23 protein-coding genes are annotated in these 18,512 nt (G+C 50.2%); 11 read left to right on the top strand and 12 right to left on the bottom strand.

Features of this window, described 5'->3' with window-relative positions; all coding sequences use genetic code 11:
• Window positions 1-41 precede the first annotated feature (41 nt).
• The 4 genes from C7B82_RS16990 (at window position 42) to C7B82_RS16975 (ending at window position 3,312) form a co-directional block, all read left to right on the top strand.
• A complete protein-coding gene (locus C7B82_RS16990) occupies window positions 42-764 on the top strand; it encodes a dienelactone hydrolase family protein (protein WP_106257470.1) in 723 nt (240 codons plus the stop codon).
• Window positions 765-984: 220 nt separating this feature from the next.
• Window positions 985-1,443: a methyltransferase family protein gene (locus C7B82_RS16985; protein ID WP_106257469.1), complete on the top strand. Its 459-nt coding sequence runs from the start codon at window positions 985-987 to the stop codon at window positions 1,441-1,443.
• Between the two features lie 9 nt (window positions 1,444-1,452).
• Window positions 1,453-1,917, top strand: a complete 465-nt coding sequence (locus tag C7B82_RS16980) for a MarR family winged helix-turn-helix transcriptional regulator (RefSeq protein ID WP_106257468.1) — start codon at window positions 1,453-1,455, stop codon at window positions 1,915-1,917.
• Between the two features lie 51 nt (window positions 1,918-1,968).
• Window positions 1,969-3,312 carry an SCP2 sterol-binding domain-containing protein gene (locus C7B82_RS16975; RefSeq protein WP_106257553.1) on the top strand — a complete coding sequence of 448 codons (1,344 nt, stop codon included), beginning with the start codon at window positions 1,969-1,971 and terminating at the stop codon, window positions 3,310-3,312.
• Between the two features lie 34 nt (window positions 3,313-3,346).
• Here C7B82_RS16975 and C7B82_RS16970 read toward each other — a convergent pair whose 3' ends face one another.
• From C7B82_RS16970 to gvpA, 8 genes are all read right to left on the bottom strand, one after another.
• Window positions 3,347-3,652 carry a hypothetical protein gene (locus C7B82_RS16970; protein WP_106257467.1) on the bottom strand — a complete coding sequence of 102 codons (306 nt, stop codon included), beginning with the start codon at window positions 3,650-3,652 and terminating at the stop codon, window positions 3,347-3,349.
• A 114-nt stretch (window positions 3,653-3,766) separates the two neighbouring features.
• Complete coding sequence (locus C7B82_RS16965; protein WP_106257466.1) at window positions 3,767-4,027, bottom strand: gas vesicle protein GvpG; 261 nt, start codon at window positions 4,025-4,027, stop codon at window positions 3,767-3,769.
• 197 nt (window positions 4,028-4,224) lie between these two features.
• Complete coding sequence (gvpF, locus tag C7B82_RS16960) at window positions 4,225-4,968, bottom strand: gas vesicle protein GvpF (RefSeq protein ID WP_106257465.1); 744 nt, start codon at window positions 4,966-4,968, stop codon at window positions 4,225-4,227.
• A 118-nt stretch (window positions 4,969-5,086) separates the two neighbouring features.
• A complete protein-coding gene (locus tag C7B82_RS16955; protein WP_219904542.1) occupies window positions 5,087-5,548 on the bottom strand; it encodes a gas vesicle protein K in 462 nt (153 codons plus the stop codon).
• 186 nt (window positions 5,549-5,734) lie between these two features.
• Window positions 5,735-6,109, bottom strand: coding sequence for a gas vesicle protein (locus C7B82_RS16950; RefSeq protein ID WP_106257464.1), 375 nt, complete (start codon window positions 6,107-6,109; stop codon window positions 5,735-5,737).
• A gap of 3 nt (window positions 6,110-6,112) precedes the next feature.
• Window positions 6,113-7,585: a gas vesicle protein GvpN gene (gvpN, locus tag C7B82_RS16945; protein WP_106257463.1), complete on the bottom strand. Its 1,473-nt coding sequence runs from the start codon at window positions 7,583-7,585 to the stop codon at window positions 6,113-6,115.
• Window positions 7,586-7,721: 136 nt separating this feature from the next.
• Window positions 7,722-8,702 (bottom strand): hypothetical protein, encoded by a 981-nt coding sequence (locus tag C7B82_RS16940; protein WP_106257462.1) that lies wholly within the window; start codon window positions 8,700-8,702, stop codon window positions 7,722-7,724.
• 164 nt (window positions 8,703-8,866) lie between these two features.
• Window positions 8,867-9,085 carry a gas vesicle structural protein GvpA gene (gene gvpA, locus C7B82_RS16935; RefSeq protein ID WP_106257461.1) on the bottom strand — a complete coding sequence of 73 codons (219 nt, stop codon included), beginning with the start codon at window positions 9,083-9,085 and terminating at the stop codon, window positions 8,867-8,869.
• A gap of 468 nt (window positions 9,086-9,553) precedes the next feature.
• On the opposite strand from gvpA, the gene C7B82_RS32435 reads away from it, so the two are divergent.
• The gene (locus C7B82_RS32435) at window positions 9,554-9,694 is read left to right on the top strand and encodes a hypothetical protein (protein WP_181357539.1); all 141 of its coding nucleotides are present in this window, start codon (window positions 9,554-9,556) and stop codon (window positions 9,692-9,694) included.
• Window positions 9,695-9,936: 242 nt separating this feature from the next.
• Window positions 9,937-10,326: a hypothetical protein gene (locus C7B82_RS16930; RefSeq protein ID WP_106257460.1), complete on the top strand. Its 390-nt coding sequence runs from the start codon at window positions 9,937-9,939 to the stop codon at window positions 10,324-10,326.
• 208 nt (window positions 10,327-10,534) lie between these two features.
• Here the strand turns inward: C7B82_RS16930 and C7B82_RS16925 are convergent, their stop codons facing one another.
• The 3 genes from C7B82_RS16925 to C7B82_RS16915 form a co-directional block, all read right to left on the bottom strand.
• Entirely contained in the window at window positions 10,535-11,014 is a 480-nt protein-coding gene (locus C7B82_RS16925) for an RNA recognition motif domain-containing protein (protein WP_106257459.1), read from the bottom strand.
• Between the two features lie 638 nt (window positions 11,015-11,652).
• Window positions 11,653-13,230 (bottom strand): anthranilate synthase component I family protein, encoded by a 1,578-nt coding sequence (locus C7B82_RS16920; RefSeq protein ID WP_106257458.1) that lies wholly within the window; start codon window positions 13,228-13,230, stop codon window positions 11,653-11,655.
• A 108-nt stretch (window positions 13,231-13,338) separates the two neighbouring features.
• Entirely contained in the window at window positions 13,339-13,650 is a 312-nt protein-coding gene (locus C7B82_RS16915; protein ID WP_106257457.1) for a DUF6464 family protein, read from the bottom strand.
• Window positions 13,651-13,741: 91 nt separating this feature from the next.
• Between C7B82_RS16915 and C7B82_RS16910 the strand changes: the two genes are divergently transcribed.
• From C7B82_RS16910 to C7B82_RS16895, 4 genes are all read left to right on the top strand, one after another.
• Window positions 13,742-14,344, top strand: a complete 603-nt coding sequence (locus tag C7B82_RS16910) for a MiaE family protein (protein ID WP_181357538.1) — start codon at window positions 13,742-13,744, stop codon at window positions 14,342-14,344.
• A gap of 211 nt (window positions 14,345-14,555) precedes the next feature.
• The gene (locus tag C7B82_RS16905; RefSeq protein WP_106257456.1) at window positions 14,556-15,197 is read left to right on the top strand and encodes a GIY-YIG nuclease family protein; all 642 of its coding nucleotides are present in this window, start codon (window positions 14,556-14,558) and stop codon (window positions 15,195-15,197) included.
• Between the two features lie 9 nt (window positions 15,198-15,206).
• Window positions 15,207-15,701 carry a GNAT family N-acetyltransferase gene (locus tag C7B82_RS16900; RefSeq protein WP_106257455.1) on the top strand — a complete coding sequence of 165 codons (495 nt, stop codon included), beginning with the start codon at window positions 15,207-15,209 and terminating at the stop codon, window positions 15,699-15,701.
• Between the two features lie 4 nt (window positions 15,702-15,705).
• The gene (locus C7B82_RS16895; protein ID WP_106257454.1) at window positions 15,706-16,512 is read left to right on the top strand and encodes a YdcF family protein; all 807 of its coding nucleotides are present in this window, start codon (window positions 15,706-15,708) and stop codon (window positions 16,510-16,512) included.
• Between the two features lie 181 nt (window positions 16,513-16,693).
• On the opposite strand, the gene C7B82_RS16890 is transcribed toward C7B82_RS16895, so the two are convergent.
• Window positions 16,694-17,506 (bottom strand): hypothetical protein, encoded by an 813-nt coding sequence (locus C7B82_RS16890; RefSeq protein WP_245939956.1) that lies wholly within the window; start codon window positions 17,504-17,506, stop codon window positions 16,694-16,696.
• Window positions 17,507-17,881: 375 nt separating this feature from the next.
• Here C7B82_RS16890 and coaD point away from each other — a divergent pair, with 375 nt between their 5' ends.
• Entirely contained in the window at window positions 17,882-18,454 is a 573-nt protein-coding gene (gene coaD, locus C7B82_RS16885) for a pantetheine-phosphate adenylyltransferase (RefSeq protein WP_106257452.1), read from the top strand.
• Window positions 18,455-18,512: the final 58 nt, after the last annotated feature.

Raw genomic sequence — 18,512 nt, 5'->3', positions numbered from 1 at the left:
CTTTGTAAGCTGTGAGCAACAGGTTTTTCTGGAGCGAACAGATGCAAATCAAACAAACTGAAGTGTTGATCACCACACCCGATGGACAGATGCCTGCCGTGCTTCTGATACCCAATACGCCCGATCGCAAACCCGCTATCCTGTTGCTGATGGAGGCATTTGGCTTAACATCATACCTTCGAGCTGTAGCCACTCGGATTGCTCACGAAGGCTATGTAGTACTCACCCCAGATTTATACTATCGCGAGTTGCCGAATCACACATTTGGCTATGACGCGGTGGAGCAGGCAATGGCGGCAATGTGGCGACTGGATTTCGGCCAGCCAATGGAGAACGACCTTCAAGCCGCATTAACGTATGTAAAGTCGCACCCAGACGTGAAGCCCAATCTAGTCGGCGTCACAGGATTCTGTCTGGGTGGCGGCTTGACCTTTTTCACAGCTTGTAAGTTTTCTGATGAAATTGCAGCAGTGGCTTCCTTTTATGGCATGGTTCTAGATGAGTGGATCGATGCTGTGAAAGACATTACAGTACCCATCTATTTATTTTTTGGGGGACGCGATCCATTCATTCCAGGCGATCGCATCCAACAAATTAAGGCGCGCTTCCAAGAACTCAGCAAAGACCCTAGCCTGAAAGTTTACCCTGAAGCAGGACACGGGTTTTTCTGTCACGAACGCTCTGATTACAACCAGCACGCAGCCAAAGACGCTTGGCATGAACTAACGCAGTTCTTTCAGCAGCACCTCCAGGCTGCTTCTTGATCAAGAGCGGTTTTGAGTATGAGTCGGTGCGGCTTCACCGATATAGCCCGATTGAGTTTGCGATGACCACCCGCTATCTCAATCGATAGATTCCAGGGCGAGCAACGGTTGTAGAGGTTGGGGTGGGTGTCGGGCACAACGATGGTTTGGTTTGACAAAACCAACAATTATATGTATATACATATAATATACGGCCAACTTAACTGTGGAGGCTAACTGTATGAGCGGACTCGAAACCAAAATCCCCCCACCCCTTGTTGCTGTCCTCTTTGGGCTGGGTATGTGGGCACTTGCCACCGTTTTTCCGGTGGTTGCTAGCAGCAGTGTTCGTATCGTCTCAGCGGCAGTCGTTGCGATCGCTGCTGCCGTCTTCGCGCTGTCAGGTATCGTTTCCTTCAGGCAGGCAAAGACAACCATCAACCCGGTCAATCCAGAAAAGGCGTCGTCTCTTGTCTGCTCTGGTATTTACGGGGTCTCCCGCAACCCAATGTACGTTGGCTTAGCCCTTTTACTGGTTGCGTGGGCGGTCTATCTGTCTTCTCTGTGGTCACTGGTCGGCGTGTTCGGTTTCATCCTCTATGTAAATAGGTTCCAAATCACACCAGAGGAACGGACACTAACGACATTATTTGGCGATCAGTTTTTGAGTTACCAGGCAAAGGTGCGTCGGTGGCTATAGGGCACGGCAATGACGATAAACAAGCAAGTTTCTCAAGCTAATGCTGGCGTGAGCCAAGTTCCTGTAACCTGCATGGGGCTGCATATTCGTCGAGCGTCACGCATTATCACGCAAGTGTATGATGCAGCCTTGCGTCCGGTGGAGTTGGTGGTCAACCAGTTTACGCTGTTGGTATCGCTTCATTTGTTTGAGTCTGTGCCCATCACGCAGTTGGCTCAAGCGTTATTTGTTGATCAAACCACCTTGACTCGAAATCTGAAGCTGCTAGAGAAACGGGGGTTGGTCGCGATCGAGCCTGGTGCCGATCGCCGCGTCCGCTTGGCATCACTGACACCCAAGGGGCATGAGATCATGATGCAAGCCTTCCCCCTGTGGGAACAAGCCCAAAGCAATGTGCAGCAGCAGTTTGGGCAACAGAAGTCACAAACGTTACTGTCGCTACTGGCGGATTTGACCGCGATCAACCCGTCTTAATGGTTCCCTTAAAGATGTCGATCCATACAGTTTCCCATGCAGGAGGACTTCATGCCGAAATTTGATGACCATCCGACCGTGAAATGGTGGCGTGAGCAGGCGGCTGTGAGCGATCGTACCGTGAAGACGATGCCACTGAATGTCGATGCACTCCGTCAGCTTTGCCTGGATGCAGGTGCTGATGATGTGGGCTTTGTAGAGCTTGACCGACCGACGATCGCCGATCAGTATACGGACATTGTGGGAGCGTTCCCATCGACGAAAACATTGCTTAGTTTTGTTTGTCGCATGAACCGAGAAAATGTTCGTGCGCCAGCACGTTCCATCGCCAATCTCGAGTTTCATGCCGCCAATGATGACACAAATGAGACGGCACGAGCGATCGTCCAACGGTTGGATGACATTGGTGTGAGAGCCTTAAACCCTGCTGCTGGCTTTCCGATGGAGATGGATCGCTTTCCGGGCAAAACCTGGGTGGTATCGCATAAACCGATCGCTGTAGCCGCTGGGCTGGGGCACATGGGCATTCATCGCAATGTGATTCATCCCAAGTTTGGTAATTTCATCTTGTTAGGAACCGTGTTAGTGGACGCAGTTGTGACGGAGTATACGTATCCGATCGACTACAATCCTTGTCTGGAATGCCGTTTATGTGTTTCTGCCTGTCCTGTAGGCGCCATTGCACCCGATGGGCACTTTAACTTTTCTGCCTGCTATACCCACAACTACCGTGAGTTTATGAGTGGCTTTACCGATTGGGCAGAAGCGATCGCCGATAGCAATGAGGCGCTGGCTTATCGCCGCAAGGTAAACGATTCCGAGTCTGCTTCGATGTGGCAAAGCTTGTCCTTCAAGGCAAATTATAAAGCGGCGTACTGCATGGCTGCTTGTCCTGCGGGGGAGGATGTCATTGGTCCATTTTTGGCCAATCGCAAAGAGTTTGTGCAGACAGTAGTTAAGCCGTTGCGAGAAAAACTAGAACCAATTTATGTCGTGCCAGGGTCGGATGCGGAAACCTATGTGACGAAATACTTTCCCCATAAAACGGTGAGGCGGGTGAGTAGTGGCATTCATCCACGATCACTTCAGGGCTTTTTGTTTGGCTTGCCGTTGCTCTTTCAACGCGAACAGGCCAAAGGATTGAATGCCACCTATCAGTTCACTTTTACGGGGTCAGAACGCCGCAAAGTAACCGTGACGATTCAGGATCAGACGGTTCAGATAGAGGATGGTCACAACGGTACCGCTAATCTCAAAATTACGGCAGACAGTGAAACCTGGTTACGCTTTCTGGCGAAAGAATACAACCTGATCTGGGCCTTACTACAACGCAAGATTCGCATCAACGGGTCGCCAAAACTCCTGCAAGCCTTTGGCAAATGTTTTCCCAGTTGATTTTTTGCTGGTGCTGCCAAAATGAAGCACTCGCTTATTTTGAGAGAAATTCAATTCTTGGGATCAGAGGATCTTGAACAACCCCAACGCCTGTAAAACTCCATCGTTTCAGCAAGTTGTCGATCTGTGTACCAGGGATTGATTCTACCGTGAAGCGATCGGCCATGCCTGAAGCATGAGTATTGAGGTAACTTAAAGCGTCAAAATGCTCGCGAAATAAGAGCAAAAAGCTGGGGCTAGAGCGCTGTTCGTCCTTTGCTTTTTCATCCCCATGAGGATGCGCCACTAAATAGCTGCCATCGGCTCTCGATCGGATGAGATAATAGCTTTGAGAAAACATAGTGTTAATCTGTCCTGAGCCAACCGTTTGACAGAGGCTTGAGCGCCATCATAATGACACTATCCTATCCGACCTTGCTCACACTGATAGTTCCTTCAGGTTAAAACCAGTGAGCTAGTCCATTTCAGCGACTGCTTCTAAGGCCGCTTCGGCACGTTTACGATCTTCCAGCGCCTGAATTGCCACCAACAGCTCTTCTTCTTGGACTTCAAACTCGTTTTCAGGAATGTCACCCATATCAAACGCAAGTTGGAGTGCTAAAAGTCGCTTGCTAAGATTTTCTGTAGCATCAAGCTCGGTGTCAGCGCGTTGTTGGATTTGCTCAGCAATCCAACCGAGACCAGTGACGGGGGCGAAGAGGAGTTTGAAGAGCATGGGGATGGGGGATGAAAGGCTAAAGGATGAAGGATAAAAGTTGAGTTTTGAGTAGCGCTAGCTCCGAAGGAGCCACTTTGTGTTTCTTGTATGCCGAAGGCTTTACGCGCCGACAAGCTAGAGAGTTTTGAGTTGATTGGGCGGTCAGCGATTAGCAGTGACCCGTCAGCTTTCTTCTACCCAGTGACCACTAACCACTAATCCAGCCGATCAAGTTGAGCAAAGTTAAACGGTGCGGTGAAGTTGTTGTAGCGAATCTTCAGCCGACCGTCGAACTGATGATCGAGGGCCTCTACGTAGGCACTGAAGTCGGGTTCTGCTTGCCAGGGGATGAGATAAGCCGCGTTGTAAATCATGGCTTCAGTGAGTGTATCGTTCTCAACGCGATCGCCCGACAGTGCATTAAGAGTGTCGCGAAAAGTTTGAATGATGGCTTGCTTGCGGCTTTCCAGAGCACGTTCGATCGCCTGTCCAATCGCGACCACTTCATCCATCCCCAGGGTGCGTCCTTCCAGACTGTCTCGCTTTTCCTTGAGGCTCTGGTTTTCTTCCAGTAGCATTAGCAGTTCGCGATCGGCTTCCCAGAAGACTTTCACTCCAACTTCGCGCTGCCCGTCGAGTTTGGTGAACAATTTTTCCAGACCTTGATTGTAGGGGGTGATCAGCTGCTGAGTCACAGTCTCCCAATTTTCTATCACCAGCCCAAACTGTAGTGGTAAGAGCGTCCGGTAGCCCACTTCCATTGCCTGCTCCAAAACTTTTTCGTGCCCTAACAGATTACGCCGACTTGCCAGGTAGTGCTCCTGCTGCGCTTCGGAGTATAGAAAGGTAAAACCGTCAATTACCTGCGTGTGTACAGGTTGCTTATCTAAGCCTTCAAGGTGCAACGCTTGAGGTCCAGGAGCAGGAAAAATGCCGTAAAGGTAAAATCTGTCTGTCATAAGGGGCAACGGGTGGAGGTGGGGGATGAGACGAGTTTGCTAATGCGATCGCGTTGCGTTCGATCAGCGTCCACCTTTATAGTGCCCCTTCCCAGCGTGCGCTCTAACGCTCAACCGTTTAAATTGGTTTTGCTGTGAGTACTAATTGCAGTTTGGCGTGAATCAGGTCAATGTTTGCCAACCCTAACTCGACGTTGCCTTGTAGCACAATCCCTTTATTTAAGAGGCGATCGAGGAGTTCCAAAATCGTTGGGCTGGCAGAATTTTCACCGGGATAGTAGCCGCCTGCTTTCGGCAGCAAGGTGCCAATTTCACCCAGATCAACATTTAGATCAGCAGGGTCGATTTCAAAAATGTTGCAAATCTCGACCACCTGTTCTTCGAGTTTGCGGAGGCTTTCAGCAGCGCGATCGAGGTCATCATCACTCAATTCACCTGTTTCCATGCGTCGGATCACCTGTGCCTCCATCAGTTGGCGCACCAGCTCAACGACCGTAAGCAAAAGCGGTGCCAAGCCAGCATCTTTACTGGCTTTTGGTGAAACTGAAAGAGCTTGAATCGGAAGATCAGAAGCAGTCACTCGGTTTGCCAGGTATGTTGCCTGTCTCTATCTTCGTTGATTTTTCGATCAACGATGCCTTGGGAGAGTTTTGAGTTGTGGCAGATTTGAGTTTTGAGTTTTGAGTTTTGAATTCCAAGAAAGGTGTGAGGTGTGAAGTGAGAGGTGTGAAGAGGGTTTAGCCTTTAGCCTTTCATCCCTCATCCCTCATCCCTCAGCAGCGTTTAGCCGCAGCGTTTTCAGCTCAGTTTCCAGACTTTCTACCCGTTGTAGCAACTGATGATTTGCTTCGATCAACCCTTGAGATTGGGTGCTGAAGTGGGGATTGTTTTCCCACCAGTTGATGCCCATTTCCTTCGCTTTATCAACCGACGCAATGAGTAAACGGATGCGGATATTCAGGAGTTCAGTGGTGGCAACGGAAACGGAAATATCGCCAGCGATGACAATGCCTTTGTCTAACACACGCTCCAAAACGTCTGCCAGCGATGAGCCTGAGGTAGAGGTCGTAATCGATCGCGCCGAGTCTTTGGTAGAGAGAGGCGTAGTAGGATAGCTTTTCGTAGGAATAGCAGCAGTCATCGTTTAACCCTCCGTGCAAAGATAAAGCCGATCGCGCAGCATCACGCTGCCCTTGTCTTGGAGGAAGCGCAAAATGTCAACGGTACGAAACCGATCAAGTTCTAAAGCGTGCTCAATTTGAGACAGCCGCGCCCCATTCACTTGCTTGAGGTAAGCGATGATTGCCTGCTCATAAGAGGTCACCTCCTCTTGCATGACCGCATCTACAGAAAGTGGCGACATTGAGGCTGTGGGTAGAGCGATTTCTGTGGTTAGAGTAAGCGGCGCAACTACCGTTTCTACCAGTGCCACATCCTCTGCCAGTGCTGCCAACGCCTGAGTGATCGCCTCTGCTTGCGGGATCGGCGCAATCACTTCCTCAGCCAGTGCGACTTCCTCAGCCAGTGCGACTTCTTCAGCCAGTGCGACTTCTTCAGCCAATGCGACTTCTTCAGCCAATGCGACTTCCTCTACCAGTGCTACCAGCGCTTCAGTGATTGCTTCTGCTTGCGCGATCGTGGCTTCGGGTTTTGCCACATCGGCACTTACCATAGCCATAACGCAGGCTGCTTGACTTGGCTCTGACTCGTTCAGTGCTGCTTCAAACAAGCCAAGACTGATCGCTTCATTGAGCAACTCCCACAAGATTTTGGTTGTTTCTGCTACGGGCAGGCTTGATCGGGAGAGCAATATATCAAAGCAAAGATCACGGAAATCAGCGTTTCCGGGCGTTGCGAGAATCTCATGGTCATGGCAAACCTTCCCTAGCATTAAGCAAGAACGCAAACCAGAAGACTTTTCGTTCCCCGTTCTTACCCGAAATTCTTTGACGAGTCGCACGATGAGTAAAGCACTCGCGCGATCAATCTCTGTTTTTTGCACCAAAATTTCTTGCTGCGTCAGTTCATCTGGTTCAGGTATGTTAATCGTGACCAGACGATCCATCAGTGCATCTTGCGTTGCATGTACACCGCAATATTCTTCTGGGTTAGAGGTAAAAATAGCGCGGAAATGGGGACTCACGCGAACATACTCGCTACGGCTGTTACTGGGTGGTAGCACCAGCAGCTTTTCTTCCAGCGCCGATAGGAGAACGTTGTTGACCTCTGGGCGCGATCGGTTGAATTCGTCATACACCAGCGTAAAGCCGTCGCGACAGGCAAGTGTAAGGCGAGAATCAGCCCAGTTTTGCCGCAGTTCGTCCTCAACTTTGACGACGCTGTGGATATAGTTATCGACCACTCGCTTGCGCGTGTAGCCTGACTGGTTGCCAATGAGGTCAGAGGTTTTGAACTCATCGTCACCAAAAATCAGCATCAGGGGACGAGCCAGCATATCTGCCAAATGCAGTGCTAGCGTGGTCTTGCCTGTACCAGCAGGTCCGCGCAAATGAACAGAATAACCAGATTGTAAATAGCGGAGGGCACGATTTGCCACTCGTTCAATGGCAGGCGTGCTAACAAAACGGCGGGGGCTAGCTCGAAGGACAGTCGTCACAGTTAAACCTCTCAATGGGGGAAGGTGTGAGGGTGTCGGGTGTCAGGAATGAAGAGTGGGAGATCGAAGAGCGGAGCACAATCGTTACCGTCTGTTCTTTGTCCACTACACCCTACGCCCCACTCCCTACACCCTTTTATGTATGGGCAAGGTGCGTTTGACACAAGTAGATACGATCGCGCTGGGTGATTAACCCTTTTTTGATCAGCGATCGTAGCGCATCAACCGCTTGAAAACGGGTAAGACCAAGTGTTGATTCAATCTCTGTCAGCCGTGCTCCCTGAGCTTGATGAATGTGTCCATACACATTCTTTTCGTGAGCGATCGTGTCGTGCGGCGATGCTTTCACTGCTTTGACAGGTGGGACGACTGCTACTGAGCTGCCGTGCTGGAAGGCTCCCACCGTTGTTGTGACAGCTACTGTGCCATTTGGCAATACAGAAACGCGACCAATAGGCTTCGTACCATTCTGAGAAGCAACAGGCGTTTCGGCGCTAGGCGCATCATTGCCCCCCCAAACGGTGCTGTGCAGGTCTTGAGAAAACCGTCGCAACTCTGTCCGAAAGACAGCCAAACGCTGAAATAGTGCTTGCGTCTCGGCTTCGCGCTTGGCTCGACTCTGAATCAGTGCTTGACTTAACTGTATGGCTCGCTGCTGACGGACGGCTTCGAGTTCAATTAAGTAACTCTGAACATCGGAGCGTAGATCGTCAACAAAGGTCACTAGTTCTTGTTCTAACTGTTGTGCGGCTACACCTCGTTCTGCCTGCGCCGTTGCTAGAAACGTTGCGGTTTGCTGTCGCAGTACTTGCACAAAGATTGCAAGTTCCTGAGCCAGTTGAGTTGCCTGTGCCTGTCGGCGATCGCCTGCAGCCGTTAGAAATGCCAGTGTCTCCCCATGCAGCCGTTGGCAATACTGCTGTAGCTCGGTGCGATGTGCCGTACTTTCACTCACGAGCGCTTCACGAAAGACATTGAGTTCGTGGCGTAGTTGGACTGCCTTGATCTGGCGTGTTTGCCTAGTCGCTGACAACGACTCAGAAACTGTCTGCTGCCGTTGTGTTACTTCTTGCTGGCGCTGCTGTCTCTGCTGCTGCCAAGAATCCTTCAAAGACATTGTTAAAACTCCTTCCCATCATGCAAGGGAATGATTGACTAACAATTAAGCTGGGAAACCGAAAGGGTTCCCCAGCATCCAATAAACCTTTTGCAATGTGCTGGGATCGTGCTGGAGCGTTGGTTGCTGAGTTAGCAAGCAATGTTAGCAAAAGGTTGAGTCAACTAAGCAGCAGGAACAGCAGCTTGAGCGGTTAAACCAACTGCTTCGGCATACTTCAAGTAGGTTTCGACAGATGCGATCACAATACGAGCTTCGATCGACAGCAGTTCGATACCCACTAAAGACACGCGAACCCAAGCATCAATGACAATCCCTTTGTCCAAAATGCGATCGACCACTTCAGCCAAGCTAGAGGAGGAATTTACTTTTTCAACAGCCATGATTTTTACCTTTAACGGATAGATGTAACTTGGTACGCCTCACCTCTCCCGTAGGATGGTTTGATTTGGTTTTGGCTTCCGTTTCCAGGATAAGCAGCGAGTTTGCAGACACCACCGTCGCAATCACTGAACCTCAAACCGAACTTTTTTGCCTTATTCGCGAAATTACTGAGCGATCGCGCTCCCAAGATGGGAACAGGTGAAGCCTTAAAAAATATTGCGAATAATTACAGACTGCTGTAGAAATGACAGAAACTTTTAAAGCAGTCATTTTTGTGTATTCAACTGCGAAGATTTTTTTTAACAGTTTGGTTTTTCTAATCAAACCCTTAAGAATACGTTGTCATTACTGCGATTGTGGCTAAAATTTGAGGGTGCCAATGCCTTCACCGAAGCATTAGCTGGCGTTATCGCCTTCATTCTGTATTGCTTCTGCTTTAGTACTGAAATCAAGGAAGGTGTAACCCCATGTCAGACCTGAATCGCGGCATCATGAAGTTCGACGGCGCTGATAATCCAAAATCGATCGCCATTTCTGCTGTTATTGTCTTAGGAAGCATTTCTGCGCTGATCGTTTGGGCATTGCAATCGGCTTACGCACTGGGTTAAGTCAGACGCGTAGTTCAAAAATATTCAGCCTTTATAGAATGGTTTAATGCATGGAAAGCCGCTCTGTAGAGGCTGTTTTTGCTTCCGTCCCCTAGTCCTTCAAGCGTCGCAAGACTAATAGCGGCTCCCCCCTAGTTCTGCCTACTAGACACTGATAATCTGTGTAATGGCTCATCTTACGGTCATACTGCCGCAAGTAGCCACAGACACGATCACTCAGAGCGAGACAGAACATAAATCCCATGCAGCTTGAATTTGTTCCCGTGGAAGAGTTCTATTTTGCCCTCACGCTGGCAGTGCGAACTCTAGATGACTTACCAACAGAAGGCTTAGCACAGCAGGTAGAAAAGCGACTCAAACAAGAATTTGGTCAGCCTTCAACCGTTGCGGCTGCCAACCAGAATACTTATAATTACGTGTTTCGAGTGAAAGAGGTTGACAATAGCCCTGCTGATCAGCTCATTCTATCGATCGCTGATTGGCAGGGTAATTTGCGCTTAAGTAGCGATTACGGTTGGATGCTTGATGCAGAGCGCAAACCGGTTCGGACTGACAAGTTTAACCAACGCTCAGAATTTTCCCAAACAGTGCGCTCTCACTTGCAAGACTGGTTGCAGGTTTCTCTGGCTTGATTAAACCGCGATCGCAGGATGTCAATGCGCCACTGTGCCTGACCGTCGTGGGTTGGGCTTTGGGAACCATGCAACATTGGGCGTCCTGATGAAAAACAGAAGAGGCGAATTGCTTAAATGAACCCGTTTGCGGACTGCCGCAGACCTTCATTCAAACACTTCGCCTCAAGGTTTGTTTTGATCTTGATGTTAAGCGCGTCACCACAACTTAAGTATTTGTGGTTTGAGCAGCCAATAGTTGCTTCAGCTTTTCCAACTCTTGTGCCCAGCGAGGGTCTGGCTGCACGCTATCAGAGTCAGTTTGAGTCCCACCTGTACGGCGCGACTTATTGTTGCCACCACTGTTGTTGCTAGCACCTTTACGGCGTGCGCCGCCAGAGGTGCTTCCAGCAGGTACAGGGGCACTGGTAGTAGGCGAATCTTCGTCGGCTTTATCCTTGGCTCGTGGCTGTGCCCGTTCTACTTTCAGAGCATTCTCTTTAAGCTGATAGCCATTGAATTTCTCAATGATTTCATCCGCTTGTTCTTCACTCTTAACAGTGACAAACCCAAAACCACGGCACTTATTTGTTTTACGATCAGTAATAATTTTGATTGAGATCGAATCACCTTCGTCAGTGAAAATAGCCTCTAATTCTTGGCGACTCAGGTCTTCAGGCAAATTACCGACATAGAGACGAATGGACATGGGAACGATACCTCTAAACTGTGATTCAGATAGACATGCGTGAGCGCACCAACCAGATGCTGCATTAAATCAGAGTGGCAAAACCGGGCTCTGAGAACAGCCAAACCTTTTTCCTAAAATCAACTCGACAAAACGGCGTACCCATCGGGCCATTTCCATTCACCGCCCCACGTCTGATGGCAATTACACCGGACGGCGAGGAGCCTGGAGTTACATGATGATTGCACAAATTCTTGGTCATCACCGCAGGGTCAAGGATGAGCAAATTGCTTCGATGTCAATATGCGAGAACATGTATGCCATCCACTAAGGTATCACGGTGGGTAAGACGCAGGTAGAGTTACGAAAGATTTCTGACCTAAGCAGTATTTCTCGAAGCAATTACTTCACATTTCTACCGTTTGAGCCCCAATGAAATTTATCGAGAAGGATCTATCAATGATCGAGTAGAACCAAGGATGCCTCAAGAGTGGACGCAGCAGGCCTAAAAGCGATGTGAAGAGCGCACGATCTTGGTCGAATGCTGTGAACCGCCTGGCGCAAAAATGCTTAGTACCACGGGTGTCATGCAAAGAAATGTAACATTTATGATAGCACGATGCAAGCTCAAACGTAGTGTGCCATCGAGAAATTCTGCTCTATTTCAAGCATCGGATTGCTTCTAACATGCCTCTCGCTTTATTAAGAGTCTCTTCATATTCTGTTTCAGGCTGCGAGTCAGCGACCAATCCCGCACCCGCTTGGACACTGACACTGTGCTTGTCGCCGCCCTGAGAGCGAACAACCATCGTACGTATAGCGATCGCAGTATTCAACTGTCCTTCGAAGTCATAGTAGCCATAAGCGCCAGAATAGGGCCCTCGACGACAGGGCTCCAGGCTGTGAATGATCTCCATCGCTCGAATCTTGGGTGCCCCACTGACAGTGCCCGCAGGGAAACATGCTTTCAGCAGATCCCAGGCAGTTTTGCTAGGCGCAAGTTTGCCCACCACGTTACTCACGATGTGCATGACATGCGAGTAGCGCTCGATCACCATCAGTTCATCGACGCTGACCGTACCGTTGACGCAGACCCGTCCTAAATCGTTCCGACCGAGGTCAACTAGCATCACGTGTTCAGCCACTTCCTTGGGGTCTTGTAGCAGTTCGGCTGCAAGGGCTGCATCTTCCTGGAAGGTTTTGCCACGCTGACGGGTGCCTGCGATCGGTCGGACAGTGGCAATCAGTGGCTCAGTCGGGTCAGGTGAAAGTTCCGCTTTGACCATCACTTCCGGGCTGGAGCCAATAATTTGCCAGTCGCCAAAGTGAAAGTACGCCATGTACGGCGACGGGTTAACCAGCCGTAGCGATCGGTAAAGCGCAAAAGGATCGCCACTGTATTCTGCTGAAAGCCGTTGCGATATTACGACCTGGAAAATATCACCCGCTTGAATATGCGCTTTGGCCTTTTCGACATTGGCGCAATATTGTTCTTTAGTGGTGTTGCTGGTGTAAAGAGGAGAGGGGAGAGGGGGGAGGGGAGAGGAGTTTTGATTGCTGACTGCTGACTGCTGACCTCTTGCTCCTGGCGATGTCCATTCCAGCAGCACGGCCTGTTCTGATAGCGGTGATTGCAGTTTGTTGACCAGTTGAGCCACGCGATCGCAAGCTTGCTGGTAAGCAACTTCAGGCTGAATGTTGGGATCACGTAAGTCAGCATAGGCGATCGCCCAAATTTTGCGCTTGACCTGGTCAAAAATCAGCAGATTGTCTACCTGCATCCATAAACCGTCCGGTAGATCGGCCTCAGTTGCTGCATAAACAGGCACACGCGGTTCAATCCAATGAATGAGCTCGTAGCCCCAAAAGCCGAATAACCCCCCAATACCGGGCGGCAATTGCGGTAGCTTGACAGGTTGATAGGGCTGTAGGCAGCTAGCAAGCGCCATGAAGGGATCACCTTCAAAAACTTGCACTGAACCATCACGATGCGTTTGGGTGGTGCGATCACCTTTTGCTTCCAAAATCCAAAGTGGATCGCAGCCCAGCAAACTGTAGCGACCCAACTGTTCACCCCCTTCGATCGACTCCAGCAAAAAGCTATACGGCTGCCCCGCACAGACGCGATACCAGGCCGACACAGGGGTATCCAAATCAGCAACCCATTCCTGGTAGACCGGAACGAAGTTACCCTGGTTGGCGAGCTGAGAGAATTCGGTGAAGCTAGGGAAAACCATGAGGGGCAGAGGGGATAGATGAGGATGGGAGATGAAAGGAGGAAACGATTAGGGTTGGGCTACTGACTACCAACGCTTGACCACGTGGCATTGAACGATTGACACGCTCTAGTCAAACTCGATCGATTCATAATGCAGGCATTGCTTACAGGGTCCCGAAGGATTGATGGCGCAACGGATGTGGGCAGAGCGGGCGTTGAAGCGACAAGTGATGTCGCCGATCAGGTAACCGACGCCTTCAACATAGTGATGATCGGCAGAAAGGGGAGAACCGTAGAAGCGACCCAAGCGGCGAGAGGCTGACGCGTTCATCGCTGAGCGCAATCGCGTTCTCAAGTGCGCTTCTGCTTTACGCATCAACACCCACGAAAGCATTGCTGGAATCAGCCCGATCGCAATGATAAAGAGCGCCTTTAACATATTTTACCCGTCGGTGGTTGACCGCAATCTGTTAGTGCTAACCTGCTGTCTTGGTAGACTGTGTGGATGCACTCATAAACTCAACTTGTAGATGGTGATTTCGGCAAACCTGACAACAATCAAGTTTTTACAACAATCGACCTCTCAACAATGGCTTGAGCAAGCGTTAGCCCATCTCGATACCATTTTGCTGGATCACTCCCATTGCGAGCGCAAAGCAGCAGGCGTCGCAATCAATTTGATGTTTCGCTATCCATCGCATGCAAAGTTAGTGCGATCGTTGACCGCTATTGCTCAAGAAGAACTGGAGCACTTTGAACAGGTTAACCAAATTTTGGAACAACGGGGCATTCCACTGGCACCACTTGCCTCTCCTCCCTATGGTGCCGGACTGAGCAAACAGATTCGTGCGAAGGAACCCGATCGCTTATTGGATTCATTGCTGGTGTGCGGTTTGATCGAAGCTCGCAGCCACGAACGGCTCGGACTGCTGGGTGCTCACTGCCCAGAGCCTGCATTGGCAAAATTTTACCGAGGGCTGATGGCGTCGGAGGCGAGGCATTACGGCGTTTATTGGGTACTCGCAACGACTTTTTTCGATCGTTCTCTAGTGGCTCAACGCTTAGAGGCATTAGCAGCGATTGAAAGCCAACTATTGACTAATCTCTATTCTGAGCCCAGGATGCATAGCTAAGAACCATTCATGAGAGTCGTTAATGGGACTGGACTGACGCATTTACCCCAACGCCCCAATGCTGCTGGCTTTAAGGCTGACGGCTGACGGCTGACGGCTGACCGCTCCACTAAACACTGCTAGCCAAAAGATTGAGTTTTGTACCTAAAGGCTCTAGAACGACGATAGACCGAGATAGTCATAGAAGCCCTCTCACTCAGGAGTAAAGCGAGTGGAAACTGAAAACACTGCGATCGAGCATCAAAATGTCCCTGAAAGCCATCAAGGGCTACACGGGTTTCTCTACAGTTCTGAGGATGAGCACACGGCGGCCGTCACCAATGCCTCCAGTTTGGAGACAGCGGCTCAGGTGCTGCCCCTGGAAGAGTGGTGCAACCTGGCTGGTAACGCCAAAGTGGTCGGTGTCTATGCTGTTTCGGGGCGCGATCGCCGCACTCACTATGTTGGCTATTCCCGCAACGTGGCGCTGTCGCTCAAGGGGCATGTAGCTCAGCTAGGTAACGACACGTGCGCGTTTGTTCAAGTACAAACTTTCAAGGTTCCCAAGCGTGAAGCGATGGAGCAGCAGCGAGATGCCTGGATTGCCCAACTAGGCTACAGGCCCTCTGGAAATGCCGAAGCCAGTGAACTGTGGGCAAGCACGGTAGGTGAAGCGGCGATCGCGGCAATGTCGCCAACCGAACGACAAGCCTATGAAGAAAAGAAACTTAAATTACGCAAGGCAATGGCGGACACAGAGTTGTCTCGTGTTCCTAACAATGAAAGCGACGCTGTGCGGCAGCAGAACCTAGAAGCAGCGGTCAAAAACGACGACTGGAGTGCGGTCATTCAAGCACAAACCCAGCAAACCTGATTGCTAGCAATGCGAAGGCTGTACCGAGACTTTTTAATTCGAGACTGGACAGCGGACGATCGCACGGCTGCTGCTGCAATCATTCGCTCTGTCCTGGCAGAGTACGGGTTGGGTTGGGAGCCAGAGGGAGCCGATCGTGATGTGCTGCAAGTCGAAGCGTGCTATCAAGCAGTTGGCGGGGAATTCTGGCTCATCGAACAACAAGGTAAACTGCTGGGGACGGGAGCCTATTACCCCATCCAGCGAGGACAAAAGGCTGTTGAGATTCGCAAAATGTATTTGCTGCCAGAAGCGAGAGGTCAGGGTTTAGGCCGCTTTTTGCTAGAAGCGTTAGAGGCCACGATCGCCGTCCGCCACTTCGAGCAAATCTGGATTGAAACCGCCAGCGTTTTAGCTGAGGCGGTCAAGCTCTATGAAAGCAGTGGCTATGAGCCTGCAACAGGGATAGAGACGGAACGGTGTGATCGCGTTTATCTCAAAGTTCTTACATCAAGACGACTATGAAGCCGTGAACATTTACCTTTTGCCGTTTACCGTTTACCTGCAAATAGACTCAATTCGTCTCTCCTGGCTCTGGCTTGAGTGGTTTAGTGACCCGCTACGGGTCGTACTTCCGCTTCTGTTTCTGATTAGCCTGCCCTGGCTGTTTCGTTCAAGGCGCTGGTTGCGTCGGGTGAGAAGGTATGCGATCGCCCTGCTCATCAGCTACCTGATTCTGATCTCACCGCCCTTTGTCGCGCTAGCAATGGCTGGCATTGGCAGTCCGCTACCATCTGATCCTGGTACAAAGGTGGATGTGATCGTCATTTTGGGTCGTGGACGTGAACAAAGTCCAGCTCGTGTGGAAGTTGGTGCTCAGCTTTGGCGAGAGCAACGCGCACCCGTCATTTTTGCCAGCGGCATTGTTGATGCACCCGAACTGGTTGCCATGCTGCGTCACAAAAACATTTTGGCTCAGGCAGTTAGCGGTGAAAGCTGCTCTAAGACGACCTGGGAGAATGCAGTGTTTACAAAAGCCTTACTGCAGCCTCAAGGTGTGAAGCAAATTCTCTTGGTAACCGATGTGCCGCACCTCTGGCGATCGCTCCTTATCTTTGAGCAAGCTGGCTTTCAAGTCATTCCCTATGCCAGTCCACTCGCCACTGAGATGACCAGTCCCCAGCGCGCCATGCTCCTCCTCCGCGAGTATTTTTTTCTCGCCACCTATCCCGTAACACTTGGGCAAGAGCATCAAACACTGGAACAACCGCTGGCAGGTGTCATTGAACAAATTGCCAGTCGAAAATGTCGCACTGAGCGTTCAGTTCCGTCATAAACGCGTTGCACTGATGTTTACTTAGGTAAGCCTGTTGCCATTGGTGATCAGTGTTGGGATGTCGATGTGTAAGGTGGGCGAAGAAACCTCGATCGAGCAATTGATGGCTCAGGCTGATACCTTGATGTATGCTCACAAGCAAAGTAACCGCTTGGTTGCAAAGTAGGCACAGACTCACACTTTACGGTGTTCCAGTCACGGTTGCCCAGAGGTATTTCTTAAACGAACCCGCATCCATCGTCAGCCGTAGCTGCTTTGACCAGGTGTAGATATCAAATGTAACGGGGTCACCCTGTACCGAAATGTTACCCAGTAGCGCAATCCAATGACTGGGAAACGGTAACATAGGGGGGTTATTACCCAACATGCCTTCGGCTGTGATCAGTGCAAACGCCACTCCACCAGCCTGGAGCGCTGCCGCCGCATCTTGCATTGCACTGATATCATTCATCAGATAGGCGTGGTCATAAGCAACATGGCGATAACCAAGAATTTCCTGCACCCAGCCTTTCATTTCCCAAGATTTGGTCATACCAGCTAAATTACGCACGATATCAGGCGCATTTGGCTCCACTGGGAAAATAATCGATTCGACATCACGCAGCGTTGCCAGTACCATCCAGTCTGCCTGCCCCATTTGCAAATTGCCACGGCTGTCTTGTCGCAACCGATCGGACGAAGCAAGATAGTGGCTGCTGCCTTGAAAGCCGCCGATAAGAAATAGACTCTGACACATCTCGACATAGCGCAGAGGCTGTTTTTGCAGCAGCGTAAAGAGAACCGCCGCCGGACCGCAAAACGGTTGACCACCCTGATTAACCTGAAAGGGATCTTGCACCCGTGCTCGCATGTCAGCAATGACCATCGCTTTGTCCAGGAAGGCCCACGCACTGGGAGCGCTGGATTGTTCAAACGCCGCGATCGCCGCCATCGCCGCCTCAACCTTGTTTGGATCGGGAGCGTATGTCCCTGTTAAAACGTCTCGAGTAATCACTGTCTACCCCTTAATATTTGCAACAGTTTTCACTAACAACACCACTTTCATGCTCTATTCCCTACGTTCCACAGCCGCCTCTTAATGGAAATGTTAAAGATCAACACGAGAAGTCATAGGCTTACTCTGAGACTCTGCAAGCGTATGCTTCATCACCAAGTAGATATTTTTCACGTAGATATTTTTTGATGAAATCATATTAATCTGGTAAAGTAGGAAGATTTCCAAAGTGGGATTATTCATACTGTATCCACAGCTACTGAGCCTTGTTGACTCTTCAAGTCAATGTTCATTCGATGGAGCTCGCTGACCAGTACTCGGTTTAGTCTGAGGCATTTCCTTTTATAATCGCCTCAGTAGCGTTGGTCACTGTCCGTGCTTGCGATTTACCCTGGTAGCTTTGATCCTATTACTTTAGGGCACCTCGACATTATTGAGCGAGGCTGTAAACTCTTTGACCAGGTCATCGTGGCAGTTTTGCGTAACCCAAACAAAACGCCATTGTTTACAGTGCCAGAACGGATCGAACAGATCCGTCGATCCACTCCACACCTGTCCAATCTTGAAGTTGATAGCTTTGATGGCTTAACGATCAACTACGCCAAGATGCGACACGCGACCGCTTTGCTTCGAGGCTTGCGAGTTCTTTCTGACTTTGAGATGGAACTGCAAATGGCTCATACTAATAAAACCCTTTCTGCTCAGATTGAAACCGTTTTTTTGGCCACGTCGAATGAATACAGTTTTTTAAGCAGCAGTCTCGTGAAGGAAATCGCCAGATTTGGCGGTGCGATCGATCATCTTGTTCCAAAACATGTCGCTGTAGATATTTACCAATGCTTCGCCAAGATTCCTCCAGCATCAGCCCAGACCACGGATTTAGTGCCAACGCAGGAGCCGCCCAAAACGGAACCACTCGCGGAGAGTCTCCCCGAGCGGGAAGCGTAGACATCCAGCGAGAGTTAAATCGGCTGGAGGAAATAATTCTCGACAGCCCACGCGTGCC

This window comes from Stenomitos frigidus ULC18 (assembly GCF_003003795.1).
GTDB lineage: Bacteria > Cyanobacteriota > Cyanobacteriia > Leptolyngbyales > Leptolyngbyaceae > Stenomitos > Stenomitos frigidus_A.
Note: the sequence above shows the minus strand (reverse complement) of the source record. Positions and strands in the feature narration are given on the sequence as shown.

Coding starts and splice junctions, on each gene's coding strand:
- C7B82_RS16990 (WP_106257470.1), top strand. CDS start 42: ATGCAAATCAAACAAACTGAAGTGTTGATCACCACACCCGATGGACAG.
- C7B82_RS16985 (WP_106257469.1), top strand. CDS start 985: ATGAGCGGACTCGAAACCAAAATCCCCCCACCCCTTGTTGCTGTCCTC.
- C7B82_RS16980 (WP_106257468.1), top strand. CDS start 1,453: ATGACGATAAACAAGCAAGTTTCTCAAGCTAATGCTGGCGTGAGCCAA.
- C7B82_RS16975 (WP_106257553.1), top strand. CDS start 1,969: ATGCCGAAATTTGATGACCATCCGACCGTGAAATGGTGGCGTGAGCAG.
- C7B82_RS16970 (WP_106257467.1), bottom strand. CDS start 3,652: ATGTTTTCTCAAAGCTATTATCTCATCCGATCGAGAGCCGATGGCAGC.
- C7B82_RS16965 (WP_106257466.1), bottom strand. CDS start 4,027: ATGCTCTTCAAACTCCTCTTCGCCCCCGTCACTGGTCTCGGTTGGATT.
- gvpF (WP_106257465.1), bottom strand. CDS start 4,968: ATGACAGACAGATTTTACCTTTACGGCATTTTTCCTGCTCCTGGACCT.
- C7B82_RS16950 (WP_106257464.1), bottom strand. CDS start 6,109: ATGACTGCTGCTATTCCTACGAAAAGCTATCCTACTACGCCTCTCTCT.
- C7B82_RS16940 (WP_106257462.1), bottom strand. CDS start 8,702: ATGTCTTTGAAGGATTCTTGGCAGCAGCAGAGACAGCAGCGCCAGCAA.
- gvpA (WP_106257461.1), bottom strand. CDS start 9,085: ATGGCTGTTGAAAAAGTAAATTCCTCCTCTAGCTTGGCTGAAGTGGTC.
- C7B82_RS32435 (WP_181357539.1), top strand. CDS start 9,554: ATGTCAGACCTGAATCGCGGCATCATGAAGTTCGACGGCGCTGATAAT.
- C7B82_RS16930 (WP_106257460.1), top strand. CDS start 9,937: ATGCAGCTTGAATTTGTTCCCGTGGAAGAGTTCTATTTTGCCCTCACG.
- C7B82_RS16925 (WP_106257459.1), bottom strand. CDS start 11,014: ATGTCCATTCGTCTCTATGTCGGTAATTTGCCTGAAGACCTGAGTCGC.
- C7B82_RS16920 (WP_106257458.1), bottom strand. CDS start 13,230: ATGGTTTTCCCTAGCTTCACCGAATTCTCTCAGCTCGCCAACCAGGGT.
- C7B82_RS16915 (WP_106257457.1), bottom strand. CDS start 13,650: ATGTTAAAGGCGCTCTTTATCATTGCGATCGGGCTGATTCCAGCAATG.
- C7B82_RS16910 (WP_181357538.1), top strand. CDS start 13,742: ATGGTGATTTCGGCAAACCTGACAACAATCAAGTTTTTACAACAATCG.
- C7B82_RS16900 (WP_106257455.1), top strand. CDS start 15,207: ATGCGAAGGCTGTACCGAGACTTTTTAATTCGAGACTGGACAGCGGAC.